Below are 25040 nucleotides of genomic sequence, written 5' to 3' on the forward strand. Positions count from 1 at the left end.
GCGACGGTTCGCTTCAGCGCAGAGCCGAGCGACGTTTCTCGTCGATCCACTTCGAGGCCTGGGCCGGCTGGTAGTTCTGCATCCACACCAGCATTTCCTCGATGTCCGAGCCGTACCAGAGGTCCTGGCGCTGGTCCGGATGCAGGAAACGCTCTTCCACCATGCGGTCGATCATGCCGATCAGCGGCGCGTAGAAACCTTCCACATCGAGGAACGCGCACGGCTTGTTGCCGATGCCCAGCTGGCGCCAGGTCAGCATCTCGAAGATCTCTTCCATGGTGCCGAAGCCACCGGGCAGGGCAACGAAGCCATCGGCGAGGTCGAACATGCGCGACTTGCGCTCATGCATCGAGCCGACGATCTCCAGTTCGGTCAGGCCGCGGTGGGCCACTTCCCAGTCGGCCAGCTGGCGCGGGATCACGCCGGTCACCTCGCCGCCAGCGGCGAGCACGGCGTTGGCCACGGTACCCATCAGGCCAACGTTGCCGCCGCCATACACCAGGCGCAGGCCATCGCGGGCAATGCGGTCGCCCAGTGCAATGGCGCGTTCGGTATAGGCCGGCTTGCTGCCAGCGTTGGAACCACAGTACACACAGATCGACTTCATGGGGGGTCTTGTCTCTTGGTGCGGAAACGAAAACGCCCCGCCGGCAACCGGGTCAGCGGTTGCGGGCGGGGTGCAGGTAAATTATCGCCCCTTCTGTAGAGCCGAGCCATGCTCGGCTGCGCTTCGTCCAGATCACGGCAAAGGCCAGCCGAGCATGGGCTCGGCTCTACGTAAGCGATGGCTTACGCCGCCGCGGCCTGCTCGCGGCGCGGGCCTTCACGCAGGGCACGGCCCACCATGGCCACCAGCAGGTCCAGCTCCTGGCTGTCCATGCCGAAGTGCGGGGTGAAGCGCAGCGAGTTCTCACCACCGTGAATCACGTTGATGCCGTGCTGGCGCAGCCATTCCTCGGTGGAGTTGGCGCCATAACACTTGAACTGCGGGGCCAGCTCGCACGAGAACAGCAGCCCGGTGCCCTGCACCTTGGTGATCAGGCCGCCCAGCTCGCTCTTGAGCTGTTCCAGCTTGCGCACGGCCTCGGCACCGCGCTCGGCGATGTTGGCGCGTACCTGTGGGGTCAGCTGTGCCAGGGTGGCGCAGGCGACGTCCAGCGCACGCGGGTTGCTGGTCATGGTGTTGCCGTAGATGCCCTTGCGGTACAGCTGCGCAGCATGCTCGGTCACCGCCAGCACCGACAGCGGGTACTGCGCGGCGTTGAGCGCCTTGGAATAGGTCTCCATGTCCGGCGGGTCAAGGCCTTCAAAGCCCGGGTAATCGACCACCGACAGCACGCCATGCGCGCGCAGGCCGGCCTGGATCGAGTCGAGCAGCAGCAGGCTGCCATGCGCACGGGTCAGCTCACGGGCAACGGCATAGAACGACGGCGGCACCGAACGGCCCGGGTCGCCTTCGCCCATCACCGGCTCCAGGAATACGGCTTCGATGAACCATTGGTTGCGTGCAGCATCCTCGAACACCTTGCGCAGGCCGGCCTCGTCGTAAGGCGCCACGGTGATCACCGAGTCCTCGCCACGGTAGCTGGCCAGGTGCTGCATGTAGCTCTTGCGGCTGGAATCCGAATAGAGGGCAGGGCGGTCGGTACGGCCATGGAAGCTGCCCTTGACCACCACGCGCTTGATCGTAGCGCCGGCGTGACGTGCGCCAGGATCGGTCTGCAGCTTGGCGTTGACGTCGGCGATGCGCGCGGCCAGGCCGACGGCTTCGGAGCCGGAATTCAGGCACATGAAACGGGCGAACGGGCAGCCGCCACGGCGGTGGCCGATCTCGGCGCGCAGGGCGGTGATGAAGCGCTGCTGCGACAGGCTGGGGGTCATGATGTTGGCCATCACCTGTGGGCGCGCCATGGCCTCCAGCACGGCGTCCGGGGTGTGCCCGAAGCCGAGCATGCCGTAGCCGCCGGCGTCGTACAGCACGGCGCCCTTCAGGGTGACCACCCATGGGCCGCGCGCGGCCAGCGCCACGTACGGGGTCACCGCGTCATCGGCATAGAAATTGACGAATCCGTCCTGCATCGCGTCGATCTGTGCCTGTTCGTCCTGCGCCAGCAGCGGCCCCAGGTCGGCCTGCACGCGCGCGAATTCCTCGGCGGCGGCGTCCACTGCGGCGATCAGCTGCGGGTGGTTGGCGGACAGGGCGGTCAGGGTGGCATCGTCCAGGCCAGTGGTGAGGCGGGTGCCGGGCTGGTTGCGCAGGGGGGCGAGGCGTTCGATGAAGCTCATTGCAGATCTCCTGAAACAATGGGTCGCACGGGCCATCAAAAGCAAAACGCGCGTCATCACGCGCGCTTGGGGCAGGCTCGTGCAGCGGACTTCCGGTTCGATGCTAGCACTTGTTTTTTTGCGCGATAACCCCGCAGAAACCTGCTGCATAGCAGCATTTTGCGCGACGTTCGCCGCGAAGTGCGCCGGCTCGCAGACGCTGGACGTACAATGCGCGCCATTGTCGACCTGTTGCCGCCCACCGCCTTGAAGAAGTCCGATTTCCACTACGACCTGCCGGCTGAACTGATCGCGCAGGCTCCCCTGGCCGAACGCTCCGCCAGCCGCCTGCTGCTGGTACCGCCGGCACCTGCCGCCTTCACCGACCTGCAGGTGCGTGACCTGCCGTCGCTGCTGCAGCCGGGCGACCTGCTGGTGTTCAACGACACCCGGGTGATTCCGGCGCGCCTGTTCGGGCAGAAGGCCAGCGGCGGCCGCGTGGAGATCCTGATCGAGCGTCTGCTCGGCGGTCAGCAGGCGCGTGCGCAGGTCGGCGCCAGCAAGTCGCCGAAGGCCGGCAGCCGCATCGCGCTGGATGCCGGTGGCGAAGCCGAGGTGCTGGGCCGCGATGGCGAGTTCTACGTGCTGCAGTTCCATGTGCCGGAATCGCTGGAACAGTGGCTGCTGCATGCCGGCCGCCTGCCGTTGCCGCCCTACATCCAGCGCGAGCCGGGCGTGGACGACCGCGAGCGCTACCAGACCGTGTTCGCGCGCGAGGTAGGCGCGGTGGCGGCACCGACCGCCGGCCTGCATTTCGACGAACCGCTGCTGGCGGCGCTGAAGGACAAGGGCGTGGAGTTCGGCCACGTCACCCTGCACGTGGGCGCGGGCACCTTCCAGCCGGTACGCGCCGATGACCTGAAGGACCACGTGATGCACCGCGAGTGGCTGAACGTCGGCGCCGAACTGGTGCAGCAGGTGCGGCGCACGCGCGCCGGCGGCGGCCGGGTGATCGGCGTCGGCACCACCGTGGTGCGCGCGCTGGAAAGCGCGATGCGCGATGGCGAGCTGCTGCCGTTCGCCGGCGAGACCCAGATCTTCATCACCCCGGGCTACCGCATCCGCAGCGTCGACGCGATGGTGACCAATTTCCACCTGCCGGAAAGCACGCTGCTGATGATGATCTCGGCGTTTGCAGGCAAGGACCGCGTGTTCGAGGCCTACCGGCACGCGATCGAGCAGCGCTACCGCTTCTTCAGCTACGGCGACGCAATGCTGCTGTTCCCGCAGGCGGAGTAGGGGGCTGACCTCTGCCTGATAGTGCTGGGTGCGCACCGTTGGTGCGCACCGCTTGTGCCTGAAGGTGGAATCCACGCCATGCGTGTCCGGCTACGGGGCTGGTACCCGGGGCGATTCGATCGGCTTTCTGCTCAATTTTTCCACCAGGGATTTTGTTCATTTGCTCGCCTTGGCTCATTCGATTGTGCATGGATGCTGCTGCGCAAGCCTTGCTTCGTGAATCGAGATCTCTGAAGGATCGACTTCAAATCGACGCATCCACTGATCGGCGATCCGGCCGATCAGCCTCGGTTCTGTGGACTTTGGGTTGGAATGGAGATTGCCGACCGACGCAGGTCGCAGACCCCGGAGTTGATGGTCGAGCAGTACATATTCAGGGGCGCGAGGATCTTCTGCATCAGCGTAGGCGAGGGGTCGCGCTCCAGCCTGGATCAAGACGCCGCCGCCATACCCTTGGAGCCTGAAATACTGCTCGGGGAGAGCGCTGCGGAGCTGATCAAGCCCTCCAGCCGCTGCCAGCCGGGCGTCATCCAGTAGGGTCAACCAGCTCACCGTCTTGATCTTGAGATGCTTGAGTTCCGCCCGGTTCGCCAGGAGCGCGGCGTCCCCCACATCCAGGCCGGGAAGGCGCTGGGCCAGCACTGCTTCAATGGGCTCATTGCGCTCTCGGCGTACTGCGCTCAGATTCAATGCGTAGCCGGCATGCCCATGTGCGGCCCTCAACCAGTGTGCACATTTGATCGCCAGTTTAATGAACTGGCATTCCTTTCCTGAGAAATGGCCAGTCGGGACCGACAGTTCAAGGACACTCATGTCGTTGCCCATTCGGGATTGCCAGCCGCGCTTGCCGTAAACACGGAACTGCCAGGCTCCGGCGTCTTCAGCATTGGGACCGCTGGTGTAGCAGAAGCTGAGATGGTCGTCTTCCAACATGGGCTCGATCATTTCTCGCAGAGCTTTGCTGTCCTTGACGCGCTGCCGGGATCGTCCATCCGTTGGTTTCTCGCGCCAGAGCCATGACAATTCGCCTCCCGCGTGCTCGCGGAACGCGTCGAAGCAAAGGCACAGGTTTTCTCTCGTGCAGGCCAGATGTGCGTCCTTGAAGTACAGCGTCAGGCGTAGACACATCACTGCGCCTACGTAGTTCGCTGGGCCGCTCGGAAGAAGCAGGTCGCCTGGAAACTCCAGCGACTCCTGTGCGTCCGGAAACCATTCAGTTTCCAGAGGAAGGTCGCGCAGGGTGGGCATGAGTGGAGTGCCAGCATGTGGGGCTGGTCACCCTAGGAGGAAGACGTTCCGCCGCCAAGGCCAATTGCGACAGGTAAAGTGTCAGATGGAGCCTGTTCAGGCCTGAATGGGCGGCCGCCCCGGTTTTGGGAGACAATGGGCGACTATTTGCCTGAACGACCGCTCCATGTCCCGACTGCAGTTCCAGCTCCAGACCCGCGATGGCCGTGCCCGCCGTGGCCGCCTGACCTTCCCGCGTGGCACGGTGGAAACGCCGGCCTTCATGCCGGTGGGGACCTATGGCTCGGTCAAGGGCATCCTGCCGGACCAGGTGCGGGCGCTGGGCGCCGAGATCATCCTCGGCAACACCTTCCACCTGTACCTGCGCCCCGGCCTGGACATCATCGCCGACCACGGCGGGCTGCACGGCTTCTGCCGCTGGGATGGCCCGATCCTGACCGACTCCGGCGGTTTCCAGGTGTTCTCGCTGGCCCATCGACGCAAGATCACCGAGCAGGGCGTGACCTTTGCCTCGCCCACCGACGGCGCCCGGGTGTTCCTCGGTCCCGAGGAGAGCATGAAGATCCAGAAGGTGCTCGATTCGGACATCGTGATGATCTTCGACGAGTGCACCCCGTACCCGGCCACCGAAGACGTTGCCCGCCGTTCCATGGAGCTGAGCCTGCGCTGGGCCCAGCGCAGCCGCAACGCGCATGACGAGCTGGGCAACGACGCGGCCTTGTTCGGCATCGTCCAGGGGGGCGTGCACACCGACCTGCGCAGCCGCTCGGCCGACGCCCTGCAGGCGATCGGCTTCGACGGCTACGCCATCGGCGGCCTGGCCGTGGGCGAGCCGGAGCACGAGCGCAACGCCATGCTCGACCACCTGGATCCGGAGCTGCCGGGCGACCGCCCGCGTTACCTGATGGGCGTGGGCCGGCCGGAGGACCTGGTCGAGGGCGTGGCACGCGGCGTGGACATGTTCGACTGCGTGATGCCGACCCGTAATGCGCGCAACGGCCACTATTTCACCTCGTTCGGCACCGTTCGCATCCGCAATTCCCAGTACGCGCGGGACATGGACCCGATCGAGCCGGGCTGCGGCTGCGTGGCCTGCACCGGCGGTTACACCCGGTCCTACCTGCGCCACCTGGACCGCTGCAACGAGATGCTGGCGCCGATGCTGGGCACCCTGCACAACCTGTTCTATTACGAAAAGCTCATGGCCGACATCCGTGCCGCGATCGAGGCGGGAACCTTCCTGGCCTTCCGCGAGTCCTTCTACGCGGCACGCGGAGCGGTGGCCCCGCCGCTGTAACCCCGACGCCCCCTGCCGAACGGCCCAAGGACGAACGCCCGGGGCCGTGGCATACTTCAAGGCTGACCCAGATCCGCGGTCGACACCCCCGCCCCTAAGGGACGGGAGCGCCGCCCAACCAAAGGACCAACGATGAACCTGCTTGCTTTCCTGATTCCCGCCGCCCACGCCCAGGCCGCCGGCGGCCAACCGCAGGGCATGGGCCTGACCACGCTGCTGTTCCCGATCATCCTGATCGCCATCATGTACTTCCTGATGATCCGCCCGCAGATGAAGCGGCAGAAGGAGCACAAGGCCATGCTGGAGAAGATCAAGCGCGGCGATGAAGTGCTGACCAACGGCGGCATCGCCGGCAAGGTCACCGACATTGGCGACCACTTCATCACCGTCGAAGTGGCCGACAACGTTCGCATCCGCGTGCAGAAGGGCGCTGTCGGCAGCGTGCTGCCGACCGGCACCCTGGATTCGGCCAAGTAAGCCACTCCCTTTCCGAAGCACAACCGCGGCGCCGGGGATGGCGCCGCGCGGGACCCAAGCAATGCTCGAATTTCCACGCTGGAAGTACGTCGTCATCCTGATCGTACTGGCGCTCAGCGCGCTGTATGCGCTGCCCAACATCTACCAGAAGGACCCGGCCATCCAGATCACCGCCAACCGTGGCGGGCAGATCGACGATGCGCTGCGCGACCGTGTGCTGGCCGACCTGAAAAAGGCCGGCATCGCCACCATCGGTGCCGAAAAGGAAGGGGAAAGCCTGATCGTCCGCCTGTCGGACCTGAAGTCGCAGTCCGCTGCCAGCGACGTCCTGCGTGACACCGTCGGCGAGAAGTACACCGTGGCGCTGAACCTGGCTTCGACCGTGCCCGACTGGCTGGCCAACCTCGGCGGTCGCCCGATGGTGCTGGGCCTGGACCTGCAGGGCGGCGTGCATTTCGTGCTGCAGGTCGACCAGAAGGCTGCCCTCGACAAGCGCCTGGATGCCTATACCGAAGACGTGCGCAGCACCCTGCGTGACGCGCGCATCGCCTACCAGTCGGTGGAACGCCGCGCCGACAACAGCATCGTGGCCAACCTGAGCCCATCCGCCGGCGATGACGCCGCGCAGCGCGCCCGCGCCGCGCTGGTCAAGGCGCAGCCGACCCTCGGCTATGACGTCAGCGGCAACCGCATCACGGTCACCGTGCCGGAGACCGAGATCACGCAGATCGCCAACGGCGCCATCGAGCAGAACATCAACACCCTGCGCAACCGCGTGAACCAGCTCGGCGTGGCCGAGCCGATCATCCAGCGCCAGGGTGCCGACCGTGTGGTCGTGCAGCTGCCGGGCGTGCAGGACACCGCCGAAGCCAAGCGCATGATCGGTGCCACCGCCACCCTGGAGTACCGTGCGGTGGTTGAAGGCAATGCGCAGGACGCCATCAACTCCGGCCGCATTCCGCCGGAAGCGAAGGTCTACCAGCAGCGTGACGGCCGCGGCCCGATCCTGCTGAACAAGCGCGTGATCGTCACCGGCGACCAGATGGTCGGTGCGCAGGCGGTGACCGATTCGAACAGCGGCTCGCCGGCGGTCAGCGTGACGCTGAACAACGTCGGTGGCCAGCGCATGTTCGACTTCACCAGCGCCAACGTGAACAAGCCGATGGCGGTGGTCTACACCGAGCGCGTGCCGACCGTAACCGTCGTCGACGGCCAGGAAGTGCGTGGCTTCAAGGTCAACGAGGAAGTGATCTCGGTGGCCAACATCAACGGCGTGTTCGGCAAGAACTTCCAGACCACCGGCCTGCAGAAGAAGGAAGCCGAAGACCTGGCCAAGCTGCTGAAGTCGGGTTCGCTGGCTGCGCCGATGGACTTCGTCGAGGAGCGCGTGGTCGGCCCGAGCCTCGGCGCCGAGAACGTCAAGAACGGCATGCGCGCGGTGGTGTTCGCGTTCCTGTTCACCCTGGTGTTCTTCAGCGTGTACTACCGCATGTTCGGTGTGATCACCTCGGCAGCGATGCTGTTCAACCTGCTGATCGTAGTGGCGGTGATGTCGCTGTTCGGTGCCACCATGACCCTGCCGGGCTTTGCCGGCCTGGCGTTGTCGGTTGGCCTGTCGGTGGACGCCAACGTGCTGATCAACGAGCGTATCCGTGAAGAGCTGCGAGCCGGTGTGCCGGGCAAGACGGCGATCGTGACCGGTTACGAGCGTGCCTCGGGCACCATCCTCGACGCCAACCTGACCGGCCTGATCGTCGGCGTGGCGCTGTTTGCATTCGGTACCGGTCCGCTGAAGGGCTTCGCGCTGACCATGATCATCGGTATTTTCGCCTCCATGTTCACCGCGATCACCGTGTCGCGTGCGCTGGCGACGCTGATCTACGGCCGTCGCAAGAAGCTCCAGAACGTGGCCATCTGACGGGACGACACGCACAATGAAACTGTTTCCGCTGCACATCCTCCCGAACGACACCAAGATCGACTTCATGCGCTGGCGCCATGTCGCCATGGCAGTCACCATCGTGGTGTTCCTGGCCTCGGTCGCCATCATCGGCATCAAGGGCTTCAACTACGCGCTGGACTTCACCGGCGGCACCCTGATCGAAGCCCGCTTCGACAAGGCGGTGGATGTTGAGCAGGTCCGCACCAAGCTCGAGCAGAGTGGCTTCGAAGGGGCCCAGGTGCAGAGCGTCGGTGGCAACACCGACCTGCTGATCCGCCTGGCCCCGCACGGCGAGCATGCTCCGGGTACCGGCGACGCCGCCCACGAGGACAAGGCCACGGCCGCTGCCGTGGTGAAGGCGTTGTCCACTGCCGACAATCAGGCCACCGTGCTCCGCAACGAGTTCGTGGGCCCGCAGATCGGCAAGGACCTGGCGATGAATGGCCTGTATGCCACCATCTTCATGCTGGCCGGCTTCCTGATCTACATCGCGGTGCGCTTCGAGTGGAAGTTCGCGGTCACCGCCAGCATCGTGGCGATGTTCGACCTGATCGTGACGGTCGCTTACGTGTCCCTGCTGGGCCGTGAGTTCGACCTGACCGTGCTGGCCGGCCTGCTGTCGGTGATGGGCTTTGCGATCAACGACATCATCGTGGTCTTCGACCGCGTCCGTGAGAACTTCCGCAGCCTGCGTGTGGATTCGATGGAAGTGCTGAACCGTTCGATCAACCAGACGCTGTCGCGTACGGTGATCACTGCCGTGATGTTCTTCCTGTCGGCGCTTGCCCTGTACCTGTACGGCGGCAGCTCGATGGAAGGCCTGGCCGAGACGCACATGATCGGCGCGGTGATCGTGGTGCTGTCCTCGATCCTGGTGGCGGTGCCGATGCTGACGATTGGTGTCCTGCGCGTGAGCAAGCAGGACCTGCTGCCGAAGGCGAAGGACGTTGAGGCCCTGGCCCGTCGCCCGTAAGCGTTCGCGCTGCACGCAACCCACAGAGAACCCCGCGCAAGCGGGGTTTTTTGTGTTGCAGGGCTTGCAGCCCTGCACCCACGGTAGTGCCGGCCGCTGGCCGGCAACAGCAACAGCAACAGCAACAGCAACAGCAAGAGCGTGCCTTCCGTGGGTGGGCGGGGTGGTGTCGGAGTGCGGGGACGCCGCAAGTACGTCCGTGTAGGCTTGTCAGCCGCATCCATGCGGCTGACACCCCGCACTCCGACACCGCCCCACCTTCGACAGATTCCTGCGGCTGTCGGTAGGTGTCGACCTTGGTCGACACATTTGTCAGATATCGAAACAATTCTGGGGTCAGATCCGTTTTCCTTCAGAAAACGGATCTGACCCCAAGAGCTGTTCCGACAGATCGCGGAAGACTGTCAAAGGCGGGGTGGGTCCGGTTGCGGGGGTGTCCGCGGCATGGATGCCGCGGCCAAGCCCCCATGGACGGGTTAACGGCGTCCCCCGCAACCGGACCCACCCCGGCATCCCTCAGTAGCCCGGCTTTTGACGTTGCTGTTGAGGTTGCCGGCCAGCGGCCGGCACTACCGCAGGTGCAGGGTGCAACCCTGCAAAAGAAACCCCACCCTACGCCAGCGTCGGTTGTGCAATCCTCCCCCGCGCACTACGATCCTGCGGTTCGCGCGCGTGCGCGCCCTTACTCCTGCTGAGCGCCCCGCGCGCCGCATCTGCCAACCCGAGGTATCCATGGTCATCAAACCGCGCGTCCGCGGCTTCATCTGCGTCACCACCCACCCGACCGGCTGCGAGGCCGCGGTCAAGCAGCAGATCGACTACATCCGTGCGCGCCCGCCGATCCAGAACGGTCCCAAGCGTGTGCTGGTGATCGGCGCGTCCACCGGCTACGGCCTGGCTGCGCGCATCACCGCTGCCTTCGGCAGTGGTGCTGCCACCCTCGGCATCTTCTTCGAACGCTCGGGCAGCGAGACCAAGCCGGGTACCGCGGGCTGGTACAACTCGGCCGCGTTCCACAAGTACGCCGACGAAGCCGGCCTGTACGCCAAGAGCATCAATGGCGATGCCTTCTCCGATGAAGTGAAGGCGAAGACCATCGAAATGATCAAGGCCGATCTGGGCCAGGTCGACCAGGTTGTCTACAGCCTGGCAGCGCCGCGCCGCAAGCACCCGAAGACCGGCGAGATCATCAGCTCCACGTTGAAGCCGATCGGCGAGCCGATCACCCTGCGCGGGCTGGATACCGACAAGGAAGTGATCACCGAGACCACCCTGCAGCCGGCCACCCCGGAAGAAATCGCCGGCACCGTCGCGGTGATGGGCGGCGAGGACTGGCAGATGTGGATCGATGCGCTGGCCGATGCCGGCGTGCTGGCCAATGGTTGTACCACCACGGCCTTCACCTACGTGGGCGAAGAGATCACCCAGGCGATCTACTGGAATGGCTCGATCGGCGCGGCCAAGAAGGACCTGGACACCAAGGTGCTGGGCCTGCGCGAAAAGCTGGCGAAAATCGGCGGCGACGCACGCGTGTCGGTGCTGAAGGCCGTCGTGACCCAGGCCAGCTCGGCCATTCCGACCATGCCGCTGTACCTGTCGCTGCTGTTCAAGGTGATGAAGGAAAAGGGCACCCACGAAGGCTGCATCGAGCAGCTCGACGTGCTGTACGACATCCTTTACGGCGGCAAGTCCGATGGCGTGGCGGTCGATCGCCTGCGCCACGACCTGGTCGATGGCGACGGCCACACCGTCGCGCTGGTCGATGAGGAAGGCCGCCTGCGTGCGGACTACAAGGAAATGGCCGCAGACGTGCAGGGCAAGGTGGTCGCGCTGTGGCCACAGGTGACCAACGAGAACCTGTACGAAATCAGCGACCTGGCCGGTTACAAGGCCGACTTCCTGCGTCTGTTCGGTTTTGGCGTGGAGGGCGTCGACTACGAGGCCGACGTCAACCCGGACGTGAAGATCGGCAACCTGGTCGACATGACCTGATCAGGCAGAAGGCCGGCGAAAGCCGGCCTTCTCGTTTGGTAGTGCCGGCCGCTGGCCGGCAACCCCGGGTACCTGAGGCTGCCGGCCAGCGGCCGGCACTACCCTCGGTTACCCGAATTCGAACCCCATCTCCGGCAACGCCGGGCCGACAAAGTCGCCCTGCACGTAATCCACGCCGGCACTGAACAGCAGCGTCATCGAGTTGGCATCGCTGACGAATTCGGCGATGGTGCGGATGCCCGCTTCCTGAGCACGCGCAGTGATCTGGCTGATGCGGTCGATGTTCTCGCGGGTGGCAGCCAGGTCGCTGGTGAAGCCCCGGTCCAGCTTGAGGAACTGCGGCTGGAAGTGGGCCAGCAGCTGGAACGAGTCCAGCCCGGAACCGAACTGCTCCAGGCCGATGCGGCAGCCCAGTGGCGCCACTTCGGCAAGGAATTGCTGTGCACTGCGCAGGTGGGTGAACACCTTCGCTTCCGGTGCATGCAGCCACAGCCGTTCGCCGGGCACGCCCTGTGCCTGCAGTTCGCGGTGCAGGGTGGCGATCATCTGTGGGTCATCGAACGATTCCGGCGTGACCTTCACCAGCACCTGGGTGGCATGACCCGCACGTGCGCGTTCACCCAGCACCGCGATCGCCTGCGAGACCACCCAGCGGTTGATGTCGGCCAGCAGGCCGTGTTCCTCGGCGATGCCCAGGAACGCGGTCGGGCTCAGCAGCTCGCCATTGTTTTCCAGGCGCAGATAGGCTTCGTACAGCTCCAGTGGTTCGCCCTGCAGGTTCAGCACCGGCTGGTAGTGAAGCTGGAAACCGTCGCCGGCCAGCGCCTCGCGGATGCGCGCCACCCAGCGCTGCACACGCTCTTCCTCGACACGGTCGGCGGCAGCGGGGTCGAAGATGCGGCAGGTGTTACCCAGCTCGGCTGCAGCCTGGGTGCATTCGCTGGCGCGCGCCAGCACCTGGCCGATGCTGGCGATCTTCTCACCGACCTGTACGCCACCGATGCTGACCGTCACCGTGGCCGAGCGTGCGCCGATGCTGAAGACGTGCGCGGCGTAGGCTTCTCGGATGCGCTCGGCCAGCGCCACGGTCTGTGCGTAGGGTCCGGCCTGCAGCACGGCGAAATTGTGTTCGCCGAAACGGGCCAGTTGCGCGTCCTCGCCAACCACTTCGGCCAGCAGGGCGGCGAGGGCGCCGATCAGGGTATCGGCCGAGGCCAGGCCGATATCCGGCAGCAGGCGCGCGTAGTGGTCCGGCTCGATCAGCAGCAGGCCGAACTGGCCCTCGCTGCGCCCGGCCTGGGCCACCGCGCTTTCCAGCTGCAGCATGAAGGTCGGGCGATTGAGCAGGCCGGTGACCTGGTCGCGCTGGCGCAGGTCCTCGACCTCGCGTGCCAGCTCGGGGTCGAACTCCATGCGGCGGCGGAGCACCACCTGCAGGCAGGACTCGCCTTCGTAGGTGGCCGCCGCAAATTCCATCGTCGCCGGGAACGCACTGCCGTCCTGGTGGCGCGCGTCGAGCTGGTACTGCGGCGGCGGCGCCTCGCCACGGCTGAGGCCCTTCAGCAGCTGCTTGAAGCCCTCCACGTGTTGGGCAGCGACCATGTCCAGCAGCGAAATGCCTTCGATGTCGTCGAATTGCTCGTAGCCGAACATCTCCAGATAGGCGTCGTTGGCGCGGATGTGCATGCCTTCATGCACGTAGGCGATGGGGTCGCGCGAGGAGGCGATCAGCGCGTCGCAGCGGCGCTCGGTCTCGCGCATCTGCGCCTCGATGCGGCGCAGGCCGCGGCGTGCCTGCAGGTCGACCCACTGGTCGCGGACCACGGCGAGCAGGTGCTCGGGGCGCTGGCGCAGGGCGAGGGCACGGATGCCATGGCTGCTGGCCTGCACCAGTTCGTCCTCGTCGATGCGCTCGGCCAGCAGCACCAGCGGGATGTCCTTGCCGCTGGCAGCGATGTGCTGGGCTGCCAGCTGCAGCGGAATGCCCTGCGACGGCGAGGCCAGCACCAGGTCGATGGCCTGGCTGGTCAGCACCTGGGCCAGCTCGGCCGCATCCTGCGGGCGCCACGGGCGTACCGCGATGCCGCTGTTGCGCAGGGTGCTGACGATGGCTTCGGCATTCTCGCCGCTGTCATCGACGATCAGCAGGCGGATGGTGATGTCGTTCGCGTTCTGCATGCACTGCTCCCCAATCTGCGAATCTAGATACACGATGCGCGGCGAACCGTCCATGCGCGTACCCCTCGCGCGCATGGAACGGCGAAGTGGTTCACACCACGCCGCCCGCTGCGTGGCCGCTGGCCCAGGCCCATTGGAAGTTGTAGCCGCCCAGCCAGCCGGTCACGTCCAGCACCTCGCCAACGAAGTGCAGGCCGGGGACGCGCTTGGATTCCATCGTTGAGGATGACACTTCGGCGGTGTCCACGCCGCCCAGGGTGACCTCGGCGGTGCGGTAGCCTTCGGTGCCGCTGGCCACCAGCGGGAATGCGCCCAGCAGCTGCGCAGCCTGGCGCAGCACCGGCTCGTCCAGCTGGCGCACGGGGCGGTCGGGCAGCCAGTGCTCGCACAGGCGCTGCGCCAGCCGCTTCGGCAGTACCTCGCCCAGCACCGTGCGCAGCTCGGCGGCGGGGCGGTCGCGCTTCATCTGGCGCAGCCACTCGCCCGCATCCTGGCCCGGCAACAGGTCCAGCTCCAGCGCATCGCCGGGCCGCCAGAACGAAGAGATCTGCAGGATGGCCGGACCGCTCACGCCACGGTGGGTCAGCAGCATGAAGTTCTGGAAGCTCTTGCCGTTGCAGCGCGCCTCGATCGGTAGCGCCACGCCGCTGAGGTCGGCCAACCGTTCCTGATGCTTGCCGCTGAGGGTCAGCGGCACCAGCCCGGCGCGGGTCGGCAGCACCTGGTGGCCGAACTGGCGGGCCACTTCATAGCCAAAGCCGCTGGCCCCCATGCTGGGAATCGACAGGCCGCCGGTGGCAACCACCAGCGAGGCGCAATGGAACAGCCCGTGCGTGGTGTGCACGCGGAAACCATCGCTGCCGTGCTCGATGCGCTGCACGCTGCAGTCGGTACGGATCTGCACGCCGGCCGCCTGGCATTCGTCCACCAGCATTTTCACGATCTGCTTGGAGGAGACATCGCAGAACAGCTGCCCCAGTTCCTTTTCGTGATACGCGATGCCGTGCTTGTGCACCAACTCGATGAAGTGCCAGGGCGTGTAGCGGGCCAGCGCCGACTTGCAGAAGTGCGGGTTGGCCGACAGGAAGTTGGCCGGGGTGGTGCCGGTGTTGGTGAAGTTGCAGCGGCCACCGCCGGACATCAGGATCTTCTTGCCGACCTTGTTGGCATGGTCGATCACCTGCACCTGGCGGCCGCGCTGGCCAGCCGTGATCGCGGTCATGAGCCCGGCTGCGCCGGCGCCGATGACCACCACGTCACAACGGATCGTGCTCATGCCTTGGCGCGCTTGCGCCAGTTCGGGATCACGTCGAGCTGCATCTGATCGTTGAGCAGCTGCACTTCACCGTCCTGGATCAGCACGCTCCAGCGCATCGCGCGCTGGATCTGCTGGCCCCACAGTTCTACGAAGGCACCGTCGAGGTCGACCACCGAGAGGTTGTCGAAGCGCGCCAGGCCCTTGCCCTGCTTGCCCCACCAGATCTCCGAGGCGTTGCCGCCATAGTTGACCACCTGCACCTGGCGGCTGCGGTTGCTGGCCTTGCGGATGCGCGATTCGTCCGGATGACCCAGGTCGATCCACTGCAGGATGTCGCCGGTGTAGTCGTGTTCCCACAGATCGGGTTCGTCATCGGTGCTCAGGCCGCGGCCGAACTCCAGGCGGTCGCCGGCGTTCAGTGCGAAGGCGAGCAGGCGCACCATCAGGCGCTCGTCGGTCTCGGACGGATGCTGGGCCAGGGTCAGGTTGTGGGTCGCGTAATAGCCGCGATCCATGTCGCTGATCTGCAGTTCGGCCTTGCGGATGGTGGCGGTAAGAGCCATGGGGGGTCCGTGGACTAAAGACGACAATGATAGAGGTTTGCTCCGGGGGTGTCCGTGGCTGGGCTGTCTGCATGCCGTCAACGGTGGCACTCTTGAGGTCTTTCCTGTGGCCGGAGTGGACGCCATGAGCCTGCCCAGCCGGTTGCAGCTGCCGCCCGGCCCCTGGGCCACCCTGCTGGATGGCCTGTGTGCACGTTTCCCGCGCATCGCGCCCGCGCAATGGCAGGATCGCTTCGCGCGTGGCCGTGTGCTGGATGCGCAGGGCAGGGCGCTCACTGCGGACATGCCCTGGCAGGTCGGGCGGGAGATCCAGTACTTCCGCGAGGTGGCCGACGAACCGGTGATTCCCTTTGTCGAGACCATCGTCCATCTGGATGCGCACCTGCTGGTGGCCGACAAGCCGCATTTCCTGCCGGTGACACCTGCGGGTGGGCATGTGCGCGAGACGCTGCTGGCGCGGCTGGTCGCCCGCACCGGCAATGCCGATCTGGTACCGCTGCACCGGCTGGATCGGCTGACGGCCGGGCTGGTGCTGTTCTCGACCCAGCGAGCGTCGCGCGATGCTTACCAGCGCCTGTTCCGTGAGCGGCGCATCGAAAAGACTTATGAGGCCCTGGCACCGGCGCTGCCGGGGCTGGCGTTTCCGTTGCAGCGGGACAGCCGGTTGGTGCCGGGCGAGCCGTTCTTCCGCATGTCCGAAGTGCCCGGTGAGCCCAATGCGCGCAGCCGGATCGAGCTGATCGAGGCCGAAGGGCCGATCTGGCGCTACCGGCTGCTGCCGGAGACCGGCCGCAAGCATCAACTGCGCGTGCACATGGCCATGCTGGGGGCGCCGATCATGGGTGACGACCTGTACCCGCAGCTTTGGCAACGTCCGCCGAACGTCGCCGAGGCGCCGCTGCAGCTGCTGGCGCGGGCCCTGGCCTTCGACGACCCATTGAGCGGCGAACGACGGGCGTTCAGCAGCGGCCGCAGCCTGAGCCTTCCGGCTTAACGCGGCCAGGCGCTCAGCGGGCCGGGCGTCGCGCCAGCCAGCGGTCCAGCTCGGCGGCGAACAGCTGCCGGTCGCGGGGTCCCAGGGGCGGCGGTCCGCCGGTCTGGACCCCGGCGCCGCGCAGTTCCTCCATGAAATTGCGCATCGACAGCCGCTCGGCCATGTTGTTCGGGGTGTACAGCTGGCCACGCGGGTTCAGCGCCACGGCCTTTTTCTCCAGCACCAGCGCAGCCAGTGGGATGTCCTGGGTGACGACCAGGTCTCCGGCGGCGACCCGCTCGACGATGGCGCTGTCGGCCACATCCAGCCCCTGAGGCACCTGGATCGAGCGCAGCCAGCGTGAGGGCGGGGTGCGGATCCACTGGTTGGCGACCAGGGTCAATTCGATCCCCACCCGTTCAGCCGCACGGAACAGGATGTCGCGAATGACAGTGGGACAGGCGTCCGCGTCCACCCAGATGCGAGGGGGCGCGTATTCAGCGGGGGTTTCAGCTTCAGTCATTTCCCCAGTGTAGGGTAGGAAAAACCTGAATGGGGGCTCGGGGTTAGCCGCGAACGGCTGCCAACCCTTGTCACGCCTAGCGGGTGACCTGATCCCATGAACGTCGGGACTATCGCTTTTTGCGGAAAACACGCGTATCGTGCGACCCACTGTGTTTGCTAGGGTCACCGTGAATCGTGGCCTGGTGCAGTTGATCTCACGATCCGCTCATCGATCCGCTTTACCAACGCCTGCAACTCAGTCTCGGCCCCGATACCCGGTGGCTGCGATTTTTTTCAACATGTGTTTCAGGAGTTAGTAAAATGTCTGAACGTCAGACCGGCACCGTCAAGTGGTTCAACGACGCCAAGGGCTTCGGCTTCATCACCCCGGAAAGCGGCCCGGACCTGTTCGTGCACTTCCGCGCGATCCAGGGCACCGGCTTCAAGACCCTGCAGGAAGGCCAGAAGGTTACCTTCATCGCCGTCCAGGGTCAGAAGGGTATGCAGGCTGACCAGGTGCAGGCGGTCTAATCCGTCTGCTACCGTTGGGTAGCCAGAACGCCGGAGGCGAGAGCTTCCGGCGTTTTTTATTGCCCGCTGTTTTTTGTAGAGTCGAGCGTGGCTCGACTCTACAAAGGGCATGCAGCCGGCGCGGTAGGATGGCGGCCTTCCCAAGGATCGTCCGCATGCGCATCGTTCATCACCTGGAAAACTCCCGTTCCCTGCGCGTGCTGTGGATGCTGGAGGAGTTGGGGCTGGACTACGAACTGCGCCGCTATCCGCGCGATCCGAAGACGCTGTTGGCGCCGCCGGAGCTGCGCAACGTGCATCCGCTCGGCAAGTCGCCGGTGCTGCAGGATGGCGAGCTGGTACTGGCCGAGTCCGGTGCGATCCTCGACTACCTCGCTGACCGTTACGACACGCAACGCCAGCTGTCGCCGTCACCGATGCCGGCCGACGGCACCGAACGCATCGCGTACCGCTACTGGCTGCACTATGCCGAAGGCTCGGCGATGCCGCCGCTGCTGCTGACCCTGGTGATGGGCCGCATCCGTAATGCGCCCATGCCATTCTTCGCACGCCCGATTGCACGCAGCATTGCCGACAAGGCCGAGCGGGGCTTCGTTGGGCCACAGCGGCGCCTGCACCTGGACTGGATGGAGCGCCGCCTGGCCGAAAGCCCATGGTTTGCTGGCGAGCGCTTCAGTGCGGCCGACATCCAGATGAGCTTCCCGATCCAGGCTGCTGCCGCGCGCGGTGGCGGTCTCGACGGCAAGCCGGCGCTGCGTGGCTTCCTCAAGCGCATCAGCGAGCGGCCTGCTTACCAGCGCGCCGAGGCCCACGGTGGCCATCTGCAGGCGCTCAGCGGCAATTGAGGCCGGCGGCGGTCGCCCCCACCTCCAGAGTCATGGATACCGACAGCCCCCGTTTCGACAACCGCCTGCTGCATGCCCTGCCGGGTGACCCCGAATCCGGCCCGCGCAGGCGCGAAGTGCTGGGTGCCGCCTGGTCGCCGGTGATGCCGACCCCGGTGGTGGCGCCCACGTTGCTGGCGTGGTCGCCTGAGGTTGCCACGATGCTCGGCTTCGATGCTGCCGAGATCGAGAGCGAAGGCTTCGCCGATGTATTCGGCGGCAACGCGCTGTACGCCGGCATGCAGCCATGGGCCGCCAATTACGGTGGCCATCAGTTCGGTCACTGGGCCGGCCAGCTCGGCGATGGGCGTGCGATCTCACTGGGCGAGCTGGTGGCACCCGATGGCCGCCACTGGGAGCTGCAGCTGAAGGGGGCCGGGCCGACGCCTTACTCGCGCGGTGCCGATGGACGGGCAGTGCTGCGCTCGTCGATCCGCGAGTTCCTGTGCAGCGAAGCGATGCACCACCTGGGCGTGCCGACCACGCGCGCGTTGTCGCTGGTCGGTACCGGCGAGGAGGTGGTGCGCGACATGTTCTATGACGGCCACCCGCGTGCCGAGCCTGGTGCCATCGTGTGCCGGGTCTCGCCGTCGTTCCTGCGCTTTGGTTCCTTCGAACTGCCGGCGTCGCGGGGTGAAACCGCCCTGCTGCAGCAGCTGGTCGATGCCTGCATCGCGCGCGACTTCCCCGAGCTTGAAGGGCAGGGCGAGGCCCTGTACGGCGACTGGTTCGCGCAGATCGCGGTGCGCACTGCCGAGATGATCGCGCACTGGATGCGTGTCGGCTTCGTGCACGGCGTGATGAACACCGACAACCTGTCCGTGCTCGGTCTCACACTGGATTACGGCCCCTATGGCTGGGTCGAGGATTTCGATCCGGACTGGACGCCGAACACCACCGACGCCCAGGGGCGCCGCTACCGCTTCGGCACCCAGCCGCAGGTGGCGTACTGGAACCTGAGCCGATTGGCCCAGGCGCTGTCGCCGCTGTTCGCCGATGTCGCACCGCTGCAGGCGGGCCTGGCGGCCTTCCAGTCCACCTTCGTGGCCTGCACGCGTCGCGATGCCGCGGCAAAGCTGGGGCTGGCCGCGGCCGACGATGACGACCTGCAGCTCTACCAGCGCTGGCAGCAGCTGATGCAGGAGGGTGCCATGGACATGACCCTGGCCTGGCGCGCACTGATGCGCATCGACCCGTCGGCAGCGGACGCTACGGTTCTGGACGCGGTGTACTACGACGAGGCGCGGCGACAGGCAGTGCAGGCACCGTTGCAGCACTGGCTGCAGGACTACGCGGAGCGCCTGCGCAGCGATCCGCTGCCGGCCAGCGAACGCGTGGCGAAGATGACAGCGGCCAACCCGCTGTACGTGCTGCGCAACTGGTTGGCGCAGGAAGCGATCGACCGCGCAGAGCAGGGTGACCTCGGCGGTGTGCATGCGCTGCAGGACGTGCTGCGAGACCCATACACCGAGCGCGCAGGACTCGAGCACTTCGCTGGCAAGCGCCCGGCGTGGGCCGACAACCGCGCCGGTTGCTCGATGCTGTCCTGCAGTTCCTGAGGGTGGGTTTCGGCAGGGCTGCGCCCTGCACCCGCAGAGGCCAGGTCAACAGCCAGAGCAAAAGCTGGATTCCGTGGTTTGGCGGGGCGGTGTCGGAGTGCGGGGACGCTGCAAGTACGTCCGTGTAGGCTTGGCAGCCGCATCCATGCGGCTGACACCCCGCACTCCGACACCGCCCCACCTCCGACAGATTCCGGCGGCTGTTGGTAGGTGTCGACCTTGGTCGACACGGTAGATCCAGGCCATGCGTGGATGCTCTTCATTCAATTCTCGAAATATTCGATTTCGATGGAGATTCATCCGCGCATGGCGTGGATCCACGACAGATCGCAGGACTCTGTCGAAGGCGGGGTGGGTCCGGTTGCGGGGGCGTGAGCCGCATGGGCCCGAGGCATGCCTCGGGCGGGTTGGGCAGGACGCCCAACCCCGGTCTTGCCGTGTGCGCAGGAAAGCGCACACGAGCAAGCGGCGACCGAGCTTACATGGACGTACTTGCAGCGGCCCCCGCAGCCGGACCCACCCCGCCATCCCACGGAATGCACGCTGTTGCCGTTGAGGTTGCCGGCCAGCGGCCGGCACTACCGCAGGTGCAGGGCGCAGCCCTGCCGACACCCCCAACAGGCAGCCGGCGCCCGGAACAGGTACCCTATGCCGCCATCAGATAGCCAATGTGACATGACCGACGCCATCGTCGCTCCGCAGTGGGCCTCCCGCCTGCGCGACATCGCCGACTTCCCCAAGCCCGGCATCCTGTTCAAGGACATCATGCCGCTGCTCGCCCACGGCGAGGACTTCCGCGGCGCGATCACCGCGATGGCCGACCGTTGGCGCGACCAGAAGCTGGACGCGGTGGTCGGCATCGAATCGCGTGGTTTCATCCTCGGCGCCGCGATGGCGCTGGAGCTGGGCGTCGGCTTCGTGCCGGTGCGCAAGCCGGGCAAGCTGCCGGGCCAGGTGCTGCGCGAGGAATACACGCTGGAGTACCGCAGCGACTGCATCGAAGTGCACGCCGACGCGCTGCCGGGCGGTGCCCGTGTCGCAATCATCGATGACGTGCTGGCCACCGGCGGCACGCTGGTCGCTGCATTGTCGCTGGTGCGCCGCCTGGGTGTTGAAGTGGTCGGCGCCGGTGTGCTGGTCGAGCTCGATGGCCTGGGCGGCCGGGCCCGCTGGGAGGCGGGCTTGCCACTGCACACCGAACTGGTGTTCTGATCGAAGGGTGAATGCCAACCAAGGTTGGCATCTACCAGAGCGAAGAGCCGGGAGCCGGTCGTTGCCAACCGTGGTTGGCAACGCGGCTTCAATCACATCATCCGCACGCGGAAGCGACGGCCCTTGATCTTGCCGGCTTCCAGCCTGGCGACGGCCTTGTTGGCCTGTTCACGCGCGATCGCCACGTAGGAGCGGGTCGGGAAGATCGCGATCTTGCCGATGAACTTGCTCGACAGGCCGGCATCGCCGGTCAGTGCGCCGAGGATGTCGCCCGGGCGCAGCTTGTCGGTCTTGCCGCCGTCAATCCGCAGGGTGCGCATCGCCGCCTGCGGCAACTCGGCCGGGCGCGAGGTCGCCAGTGGCGTCTTCTGCCAGTCCAGTGGCTGACCCAGCTGTGCTTCGATGGCTTCGGCGCGGGTCTTCTCGCGGCCGGCCACCAGGCTGATCGCCAGGCCGCTGGCACCGGCGCGACCGGTACGGCCCACGCGATGCTGGTAGCTCTCCACGTCGGTCGGCAGTTCGTAGTTGATCACCGCCGCCAGCTCTTCCACGTCCAGTCCGCGCGCGGCGACGTCGCTGGCGACCAGCACGTTGCAGCTGCGGTTGGCCAGCCGCAACAGAACTTCCTCACGGTCGCGCTGCTCCATGTCGCCGTGCAGGGCGAGTGCGGAGAAGCCGAACTGCTGCAGCGAGTTGGCCACTTCGTCCACGTCCTTGCGGGTGTTGCAGAACACCACCGCCGATTCCGGCGCGTACTTCAGCAGCAGGCCGGCCAGCGCCTTCTGGCGATGCGCCGGTTCCACCTCGCAGAACAGGTGGCGGATGGCCGGTGCCTGGTCGGCACCTTCCACGGTCACCTCCACCGCGTCGCGCAGCAGGTCACGCGCCATGGCGCGGATGCTGTCGGGGAAGGTGGCGGAGAACAGCAGGCTCTGGCGATCCCTGTGCGTGCGGCCGGCGATCTCGCGGATCGGCTCCTCGAAGCCCATGTCGAGCATGCGGTCGGCCTCGTCCAGCACCAGCGTGCGCACCGCGCCAAGATTCAGCGCGCGCTTGCGTGCCAGCTCCTGCACGCGGCCGGGCGTACCCACCACCACGTGCGGGTCGTGGCCTTCCAGCGAGGCCAGCTGCGGGCCCAGCGGCACGCCGCCTACCAGCAGCAACAGCTTCAGGTTGGGAATGCCGGTGGCCAGCTTGCGGATCTGCTTGCCGACCTGGTCGGCGAGTTCGCGGGTCGGGCACAGGACCAGCGCCTGCACGCGGATCAGGCTGGGGTCGACGGCCTGCAGCAGGCCCAGCCCGAAGGCGGCGGTCTTGCCGCTGCCGGTCGGCGCCTGTGCGATCACATCGTGGCCGTCGAGGATGGCCGGCAGGCTCTGCGCCTGCACGGGGGTGAGGGTGGTGTAGCCGAGGGCGTCCAGGCCGGGCTGCAGGGCCGGGCTCAGCGGCAGGGTCGAGAAGTCAGTCATGGCGCATTGTACCTGCCTGCGCGGCAGCGCCCGTCCTGGGCCGCCATCCACGCATGGCGTGGATCTACGGGTGGGTGCCGACCGTTGGTCGGCACGCCTTGCTCAGCCCAGCACCGTCAAGACACCCTGGTGGATCGCCAGGCCACCGAACAGCAGCCAGGCGAACAGGATCAGCGCCAGCAGCAGTGGCTTCAGGCCGGCCTGGCGCAGCGCCGAGACATGGGTGGTCAGGCCCAGCGCGGCCATCGCCATCGCCAGCAGCACGGTATCCAACTGCACCAGCCCGGCCTGCAGGCTGGCCGGCAGCAGGTGCAGTGAATTGAAACCGGCCACTGCCACGAAACCGAACGCAAACCACGGCACTACGATGCGCGCCTTGCTGCCGTCGGCGCTGGCCTTGCCGCCACGCGCCAGCCACAACGACAACACGACCAGGAACGGCGCCAGCAGCATCACCCGCACCATCTTGGTGATCACCGCGGTATCGGCGGCGGCTTCGCTGACCGTGCGGCCGGCGGCCACCACCTGCGCCACTTCGTGCACCGTCGCACCAGTGAACAGGCCGTACTGCCGCGCGTCCATCGCCAGCCAGCCGTGCGACTGCACCAGCGCATACAGCGCCGGGTACAGGAACATCGCCAGCGTGCCGAACACCACGACGGTAGAAACCGCGACAGTGACCTGCGCAGCGCGGCCACGCACCACCGGTTCGGCGGCCATCACCGCTGCCGCACCGCAGATCGCGCTGCCGGCGCCGATCAGCATTGCCGCCTCGCGTTCCATCTTGAACACACGTACGCCCAGCCAGCAGGCCAGGCCGAAGGTGCTGGCGACCACCAGCACGTCCATCAGCACGCCGCTGACGCCGACATGGCCGATGTCCTGGAAGGTCAGGCGCAGGCCGTACAGCACGATGCCGGCGCGCAGCAGCCAGTGCTTGGAGAAGCCGACACCGGCCGCGCTGCTCGGCGCCAGCCGCGGGTAGAGGGTGTTGCCGACCACGATGCCGGCCACGATGGCGACGGTCAGTGCACTCAGGCCATGCGCCTGCAACCAGGGAAGCTCGGCCAGGTACAGCGATGCCGCCGCGATCAGGCCCGCCAGCAGAAGGCCGGGCAGGCGCGGCTGCCAGCGTTGGCGCAGGGCGGGCAGGGACCAGAAGGAGAGAGCGGGGGCGTTCATGGCAGGGGTAGGGCTGTAGTGACGGGGCAAGCGTGCGCCTTCGCCCCTGACCTGTAAAACGAATAATATGGGTGAAACCTACCTATCAAGCGGGTAAATGCCATGCGCCTGACCTTGCGCCAGCTGCAAGTCTTCGTCGCCATCGCCGACCACGGCAGCACCACCGCCGCCGGCCAGGCCATCGCGCTCTCGCAGTCGGCCAGCAGCGCCGCCCTGCAGGAACTGGAGGCGCACTTCGGTACGCCGCTGTTCGACCGCATCGGCCGTCGCCTGGCACTGAACGGGCACGGCCGCGCACTGCTGGAGCCGGCGCGCACCCTGCTGGTCAATGCCGCTGATCTGGAGCGGCAGCTGGCCGCCGGCGGAGACCCGTCGCAAGGGGCACCGCTGCGGTTGGTACTGGCCGCCAGTACCACCATCGGCAACTACCTGCTGCCGCAGCGCATCGCTGAACTGCTGCGGCAGGCGCCGCAGGCCGAAGTCGACCTGCGCATCGACAACAGTGCTGGCGTAGTCGCCGCCGTGCAGCGCCTGGACGTCGACGCCGGCCTGATCGAAGGCCCGTGCCATGAGCGCGGTTTGCAGGTCACGGCCTGGCAGCAGGATCCGCTGGTGATCGTCGGCGCCGCCGACGCTCCCCCGCGCTGGTCGCTGGACGAACTGCGCCGTGCCCGCTGGCTGCTGCGCGAGCCCGGCTCCGGCACCCGCGAAGCTGTCGAACAGGCGCTGCTGCCGCACCTGCGTGGCTTCGCCCAGACCCTGCAGCTGGGCAATACCGAAGCAATCAAGCAGGCCGCCATCGCCGGCCTCGGCCTGGCCTGTCTTTCGCGTCACGCGCTGGAAGAGCCATTGGCCCTGGGCCGCCTGCGCGTGCTGGAGACCCCGCTGCCGGCCCTGCAGCGCACGCTGTGGCTGGTACGGCATCCCGGCAAGCAGTGGCTGCCGGGGTTGCAGGCGTTGCTGGGGGACGTGGAGTAGCAGGGATCGGTCTTGCACTGCGCGAATTCCACGAAGGGGTCAGAGCCCGTTGCGCAGCAACGGGATCCGACCCCGACAGATCGACAGGCCTTGCAGCGCTCATCCACGCGTGGCCTGGATCTGCCGTGTCGACCAAGGTCGCCACCCACCAGAGCACAATGCCGTTCCGACAGATCGCAGAAATCTGTCGAAGGCGGGGCGGTGTGGGGCTGCAGGACCGTTGGCGCCATGGATGGGTTTACGGCGTGTCCTGCAG

The 25040-nt window shown here is 66.6% G+C and carries 21 protein-coding genes; 12 read left to right on the forward strand and 9 right to left on the reverse strand.

What is annotated here, in order from left to right; genetic code table 11:
• Positions 1 to 13: 13 nt before the first annotated feature.
• Together AC10QF_RS15660 and AC10QF_RS15665 are read right to left on the reverse strand one after the other, a co-directional pair.
• Entirely contained in the window at positions 14 to 607 is a 594-nt protein-coding gene (locus tag AC10QF_RS15660; RefSeq protein ID WP_005416197.1) for an LOG family protein, read from the reverse strand.
• A gap of 182 nt (positions 608 to 789) precedes the next feature.
• Positions 790 to 2286, reverse strand: coding sequence for an aminotransferase class III-fold pyridoxal phosphate-dependent enzyme (locus AC10QF_RS15665; protein ID WP_005416198.1), 1497 nt, complete (start codon positions 2284 to 2286; stop codon positions 790 to 792).
• Between the two features lie 210 nt (positions 2287 to 2496).
• Here AC10QF_RS15665 and queA point away from each other — a divergent pair, with 210 nt between their 5' ends.
• Positions 2497 to 3564 (forward strand): tRNA preQ1(34) S-adenosylmethionine ribosyltransferase-isomerase QueA, encoded by a 1068-nt coding sequence (gene queA / locus AC10QF_RS15670; protein WP_065185185.1) that lies wholly within the window; start codon positions 2497 to 2499, stop codon positions 3562 to 3564.
• A gap of 174 nt (positions 3565 to 3738) precedes the next feature.
• On the opposite strand, the gene AC10QF_RS15675 is transcribed toward queA, so the two are convergent.
• A complete protein-coding gene (locus tag AC10QF_RS15675) occupies positions 3739 to 4812 on the reverse strand; it encodes a type VI immunity family protein (RefSeq protein ID WP_494542482.1) in 1074 nt (357 codons plus the stop codon).
• A 166-nt stretch (positions 4813 to 4978) separates the two neighbouring features.
• On the opposite strand from AC10QF_RS15675, the gene tgt reads away from it, so the two are divergent.
• The 5 genes from tgt (at position 4979) to fabV (ending at position 11493) form a co-directional block, all read left to right on the forward strand.
• Positions 4979 to 6109: a tRNA guanosine(34) transglycosylase Tgt gene (gene tgt / locus AC10QF_RS15680; RefSeq protein WP_014646826.1), complete on the forward strand. Its 1131-nt coding sequence runs from the start codon at positions 4979 to 4981 to the stop codon at positions 6107 to 6109.
• Between the two features lie 132 nt (positions 6110 to 6241).
• Entirely contained in the window at positions 6242 to 6586 is a 345-nt protein-coding gene (gene yajC, locus AC10QF_RS15685; protein WP_005416201.1) for a preprotein translocase subunit YajC, read from the forward strand.
• 61 nt (positions 6587 to 6647) lie between these two features.
• A complete protein-coding gene (gene secD / locus AC10QF_RS15690) occupies positions 6648 to 8504 on the forward strand; it encodes a protein translocase subunit SecD (protein WP_072168294.1) in 1857 nt (618 codons plus the stop codon).
• Positions 8505 to 8520: 16 nt separating this feature from the next.
• Positions 8521 to 9501: a protein translocase subunit SecF gene (secF, locus tag AC10QF_RS15695; RefSeq protein WP_049413603.1), complete on the forward strand. Its 981-nt coding sequence runs from the start codon at positions 8521 to 8523 to the stop codon at positions 9499 to 9501.
• Positions 9502 to 10233: 732 nt separating this feature from the next.
• Positions 10234 to 11493: an enoyl-ACP reductase FabV gene (fabV, locus tag AC10QF_RS15700; RefSeq protein ID WP_353074947.1), complete on the forward strand. Its 1260-nt coding sequence runs from the start codon at positions 10234 to 10236 to the stop codon at positions 11491 to 11493.
• Between the two features lie 108 nt (positions 11494 to 11601).
• On the opposite strand, the gene AC10QF_RS15705 is transcribed toward fabV, so the two are convergent.
• The 3 genes from AC10QF_RS15705 to AC10QF_RS15715 all read right to left on the reverse strand — a co-directional run bounded on the left by AC10QF_RS15705 (position 11602) and on the right by AC10QF_RS15715 (position 15492).
• Positions 11602 to 13671, reverse strand: coding sequence for an EAL domain-containing response regulator (locus AC10QF_RS15705; RefSeq protein ID WP_005416205.1), 2070 nt, complete (start codon positions 13669 to 13671; stop codon positions 11602 to 11604).
• A gap of 91 nt (positions 13672 to 13762) precedes the next feature.
• Positions 13763 to 14947 carry a BaiN/RdsA family NAD(P)/FAD-dependent oxidoreductase gene (locus AC10QF_RS15710; RefSeq protein WP_005416206.1) on the reverse strand — a complete coding sequence of 395 codons (1185 nt, stop codon included), beginning with the start codon at positions 14945 to 14947 and terminating at the stop codon, positions 13763 to 13765.
• Positions 14944 to 15492: a YaeQ family protein gene (locus AC10QF_RS15715; RefSeq protein WP_058981770.1), complete on the reverse strand. Its 549-nt coding sequence runs from the start codon at positions 15490 to 15492 to the stop codon at positions 14944 to 14946. Before AC10QF_RS15715 ends, AC10QF_RS15710 begins: the two co-directional genes overlap by 4 nt.
• Before the next feature lie 124 nt (positions 15493 to 15616).
• Between AC10QF_RS15715 and AC10QF_RS15720 the strand changes: the two genes are divergently transcribed.
• Entirely contained in the window at positions 15617 to 16486 is an 870-nt protein-coding gene (locus AC10QF_RS15720; RefSeq protein WP_494542483.1) for a pseudouridine synthase, read from the forward strand.
• Between the two features lie 13 nt (positions 16487 to 16499).
• Here the strand turns inward: AC10QF_RS15720 and AC10QF_RS15725 are convergent, their stop codons facing one another.
• On the reverse strand, positions 16500 to 16988 hold the full coding sequence (locus AC10QF_RS15725; protein WP_111097299.1) for a YaiI/YqxD family protein: 489 nt from the start codon (positions 16986 to 16988) through the stop codon (positions 16500 to 16502).
• A gap of 302 nt (positions 16989 to 17290) precedes the next feature.
• On the opposite strand from AC10QF_RS15725, the gene AC10QF_RS15730 reads away from it, so the two are divergent.
• The 4 genes from AC10QF_RS15730 to AC10QF_RS15745 all read left to right on the forward strand — a co-directional run bounded on the left by AC10QF_RS15730 (position 17291) and on the right by AC10QF_RS15745 (position 21155).
• Complete coding sequence (locus AC10QF_RS15730) at positions 17291 to 17500, forward strand: cold-shock protein (protein ID WP_005416210.1); 210 nt, start codon at positions 17291 to 17293, stop codon at positions 17498 to 17500.
• A 155-nt stretch (positions 17501 to 17655) separates the two neighbouring features.
• Positions 17656 to 18345, forward strand: a complete 690-nt coding sequence (locus tag AC10QF_RS15735; RefSeq protein ID WP_053500891.1) for a glutathione S-transferase family protein — start codon at positions 17656 to 17658, stop codon at positions 18343 to 18345.
• Between the two features lie 32 nt (positions 18346 to 18377).
• The gene (locus tag AC10QF_RS15740) at positions 18378 to 19943 is read left to right on the forward strand and encodes a protein adenylyltransferase SelO (RefSeq protein WP_197598880.1); all 1566 of its coding nucleotides are present in this window, start codon (positions 18378 to 18380) and stop codon (positions 19941 to 19943) included.
• A 675-nt stretch (positions 19944 to 20618) separates the two neighbouring features.
• Positions 20619 to 21155: an adenine phosphoribosyltransferase gene (locus tag AC10QF_RS15745; RefSeq protein ID WP_005416213.1), complete on the forward strand. Its 537-nt coding sequence runs from the start codon at positions 20619 to 20621 to the stop codon at positions 21153 to 21155.
• A gap of 92 nt (positions 21156 to 21247) precedes the next feature.
• Here the strand turns inward: AC10QF_RS15745 and dbpA are convergent, their stop codons facing one another.
• Entirely contained in the window at positions 21248 to 22624 is a 1377-nt protein-coding gene (gene dbpA / locus AC10QF_RS15750; RefSeq protein ID WP_053501266.1) for an ATP-dependent RNA helicase DbpA, read from the reverse strand.
• Positions 22625 to 22726: 102 nt separating this feature from the next.
• Positions 22727 to 23806, reverse strand: a complete 1080-nt coding sequence (locus tag AC10QF_RS15755; RefSeq protein WP_494542484.1) for a YeiH family protein — start codon at positions 23804 to 23806, stop codon at positions 22727 to 22729.
• A 102-nt stretch (positions 23807 to 23908) separates the two neighbouring features.
• Here AC10QF_RS15755 and AC10QF_RS15760 point away from each other — a divergent pair, with 102 nt between their 5' ends.
• Entirely contained in the window at positions 23909 to 24784 is an 876-nt protein-coding gene (locus AC10QF_RS15760) for a LysR substrate-binding domain-containing protein (protein ID WP_494542485.1), read from the forward strand.
• The last annotated feature ends 256 nt before the right edge of the window (positions 24785 to 25040 follow it).

The sequence above is a fragment of the Stenotrophomonas maltophilia complex sp. Om-AH-Sm3 genome (assembly GCF_059337855.1).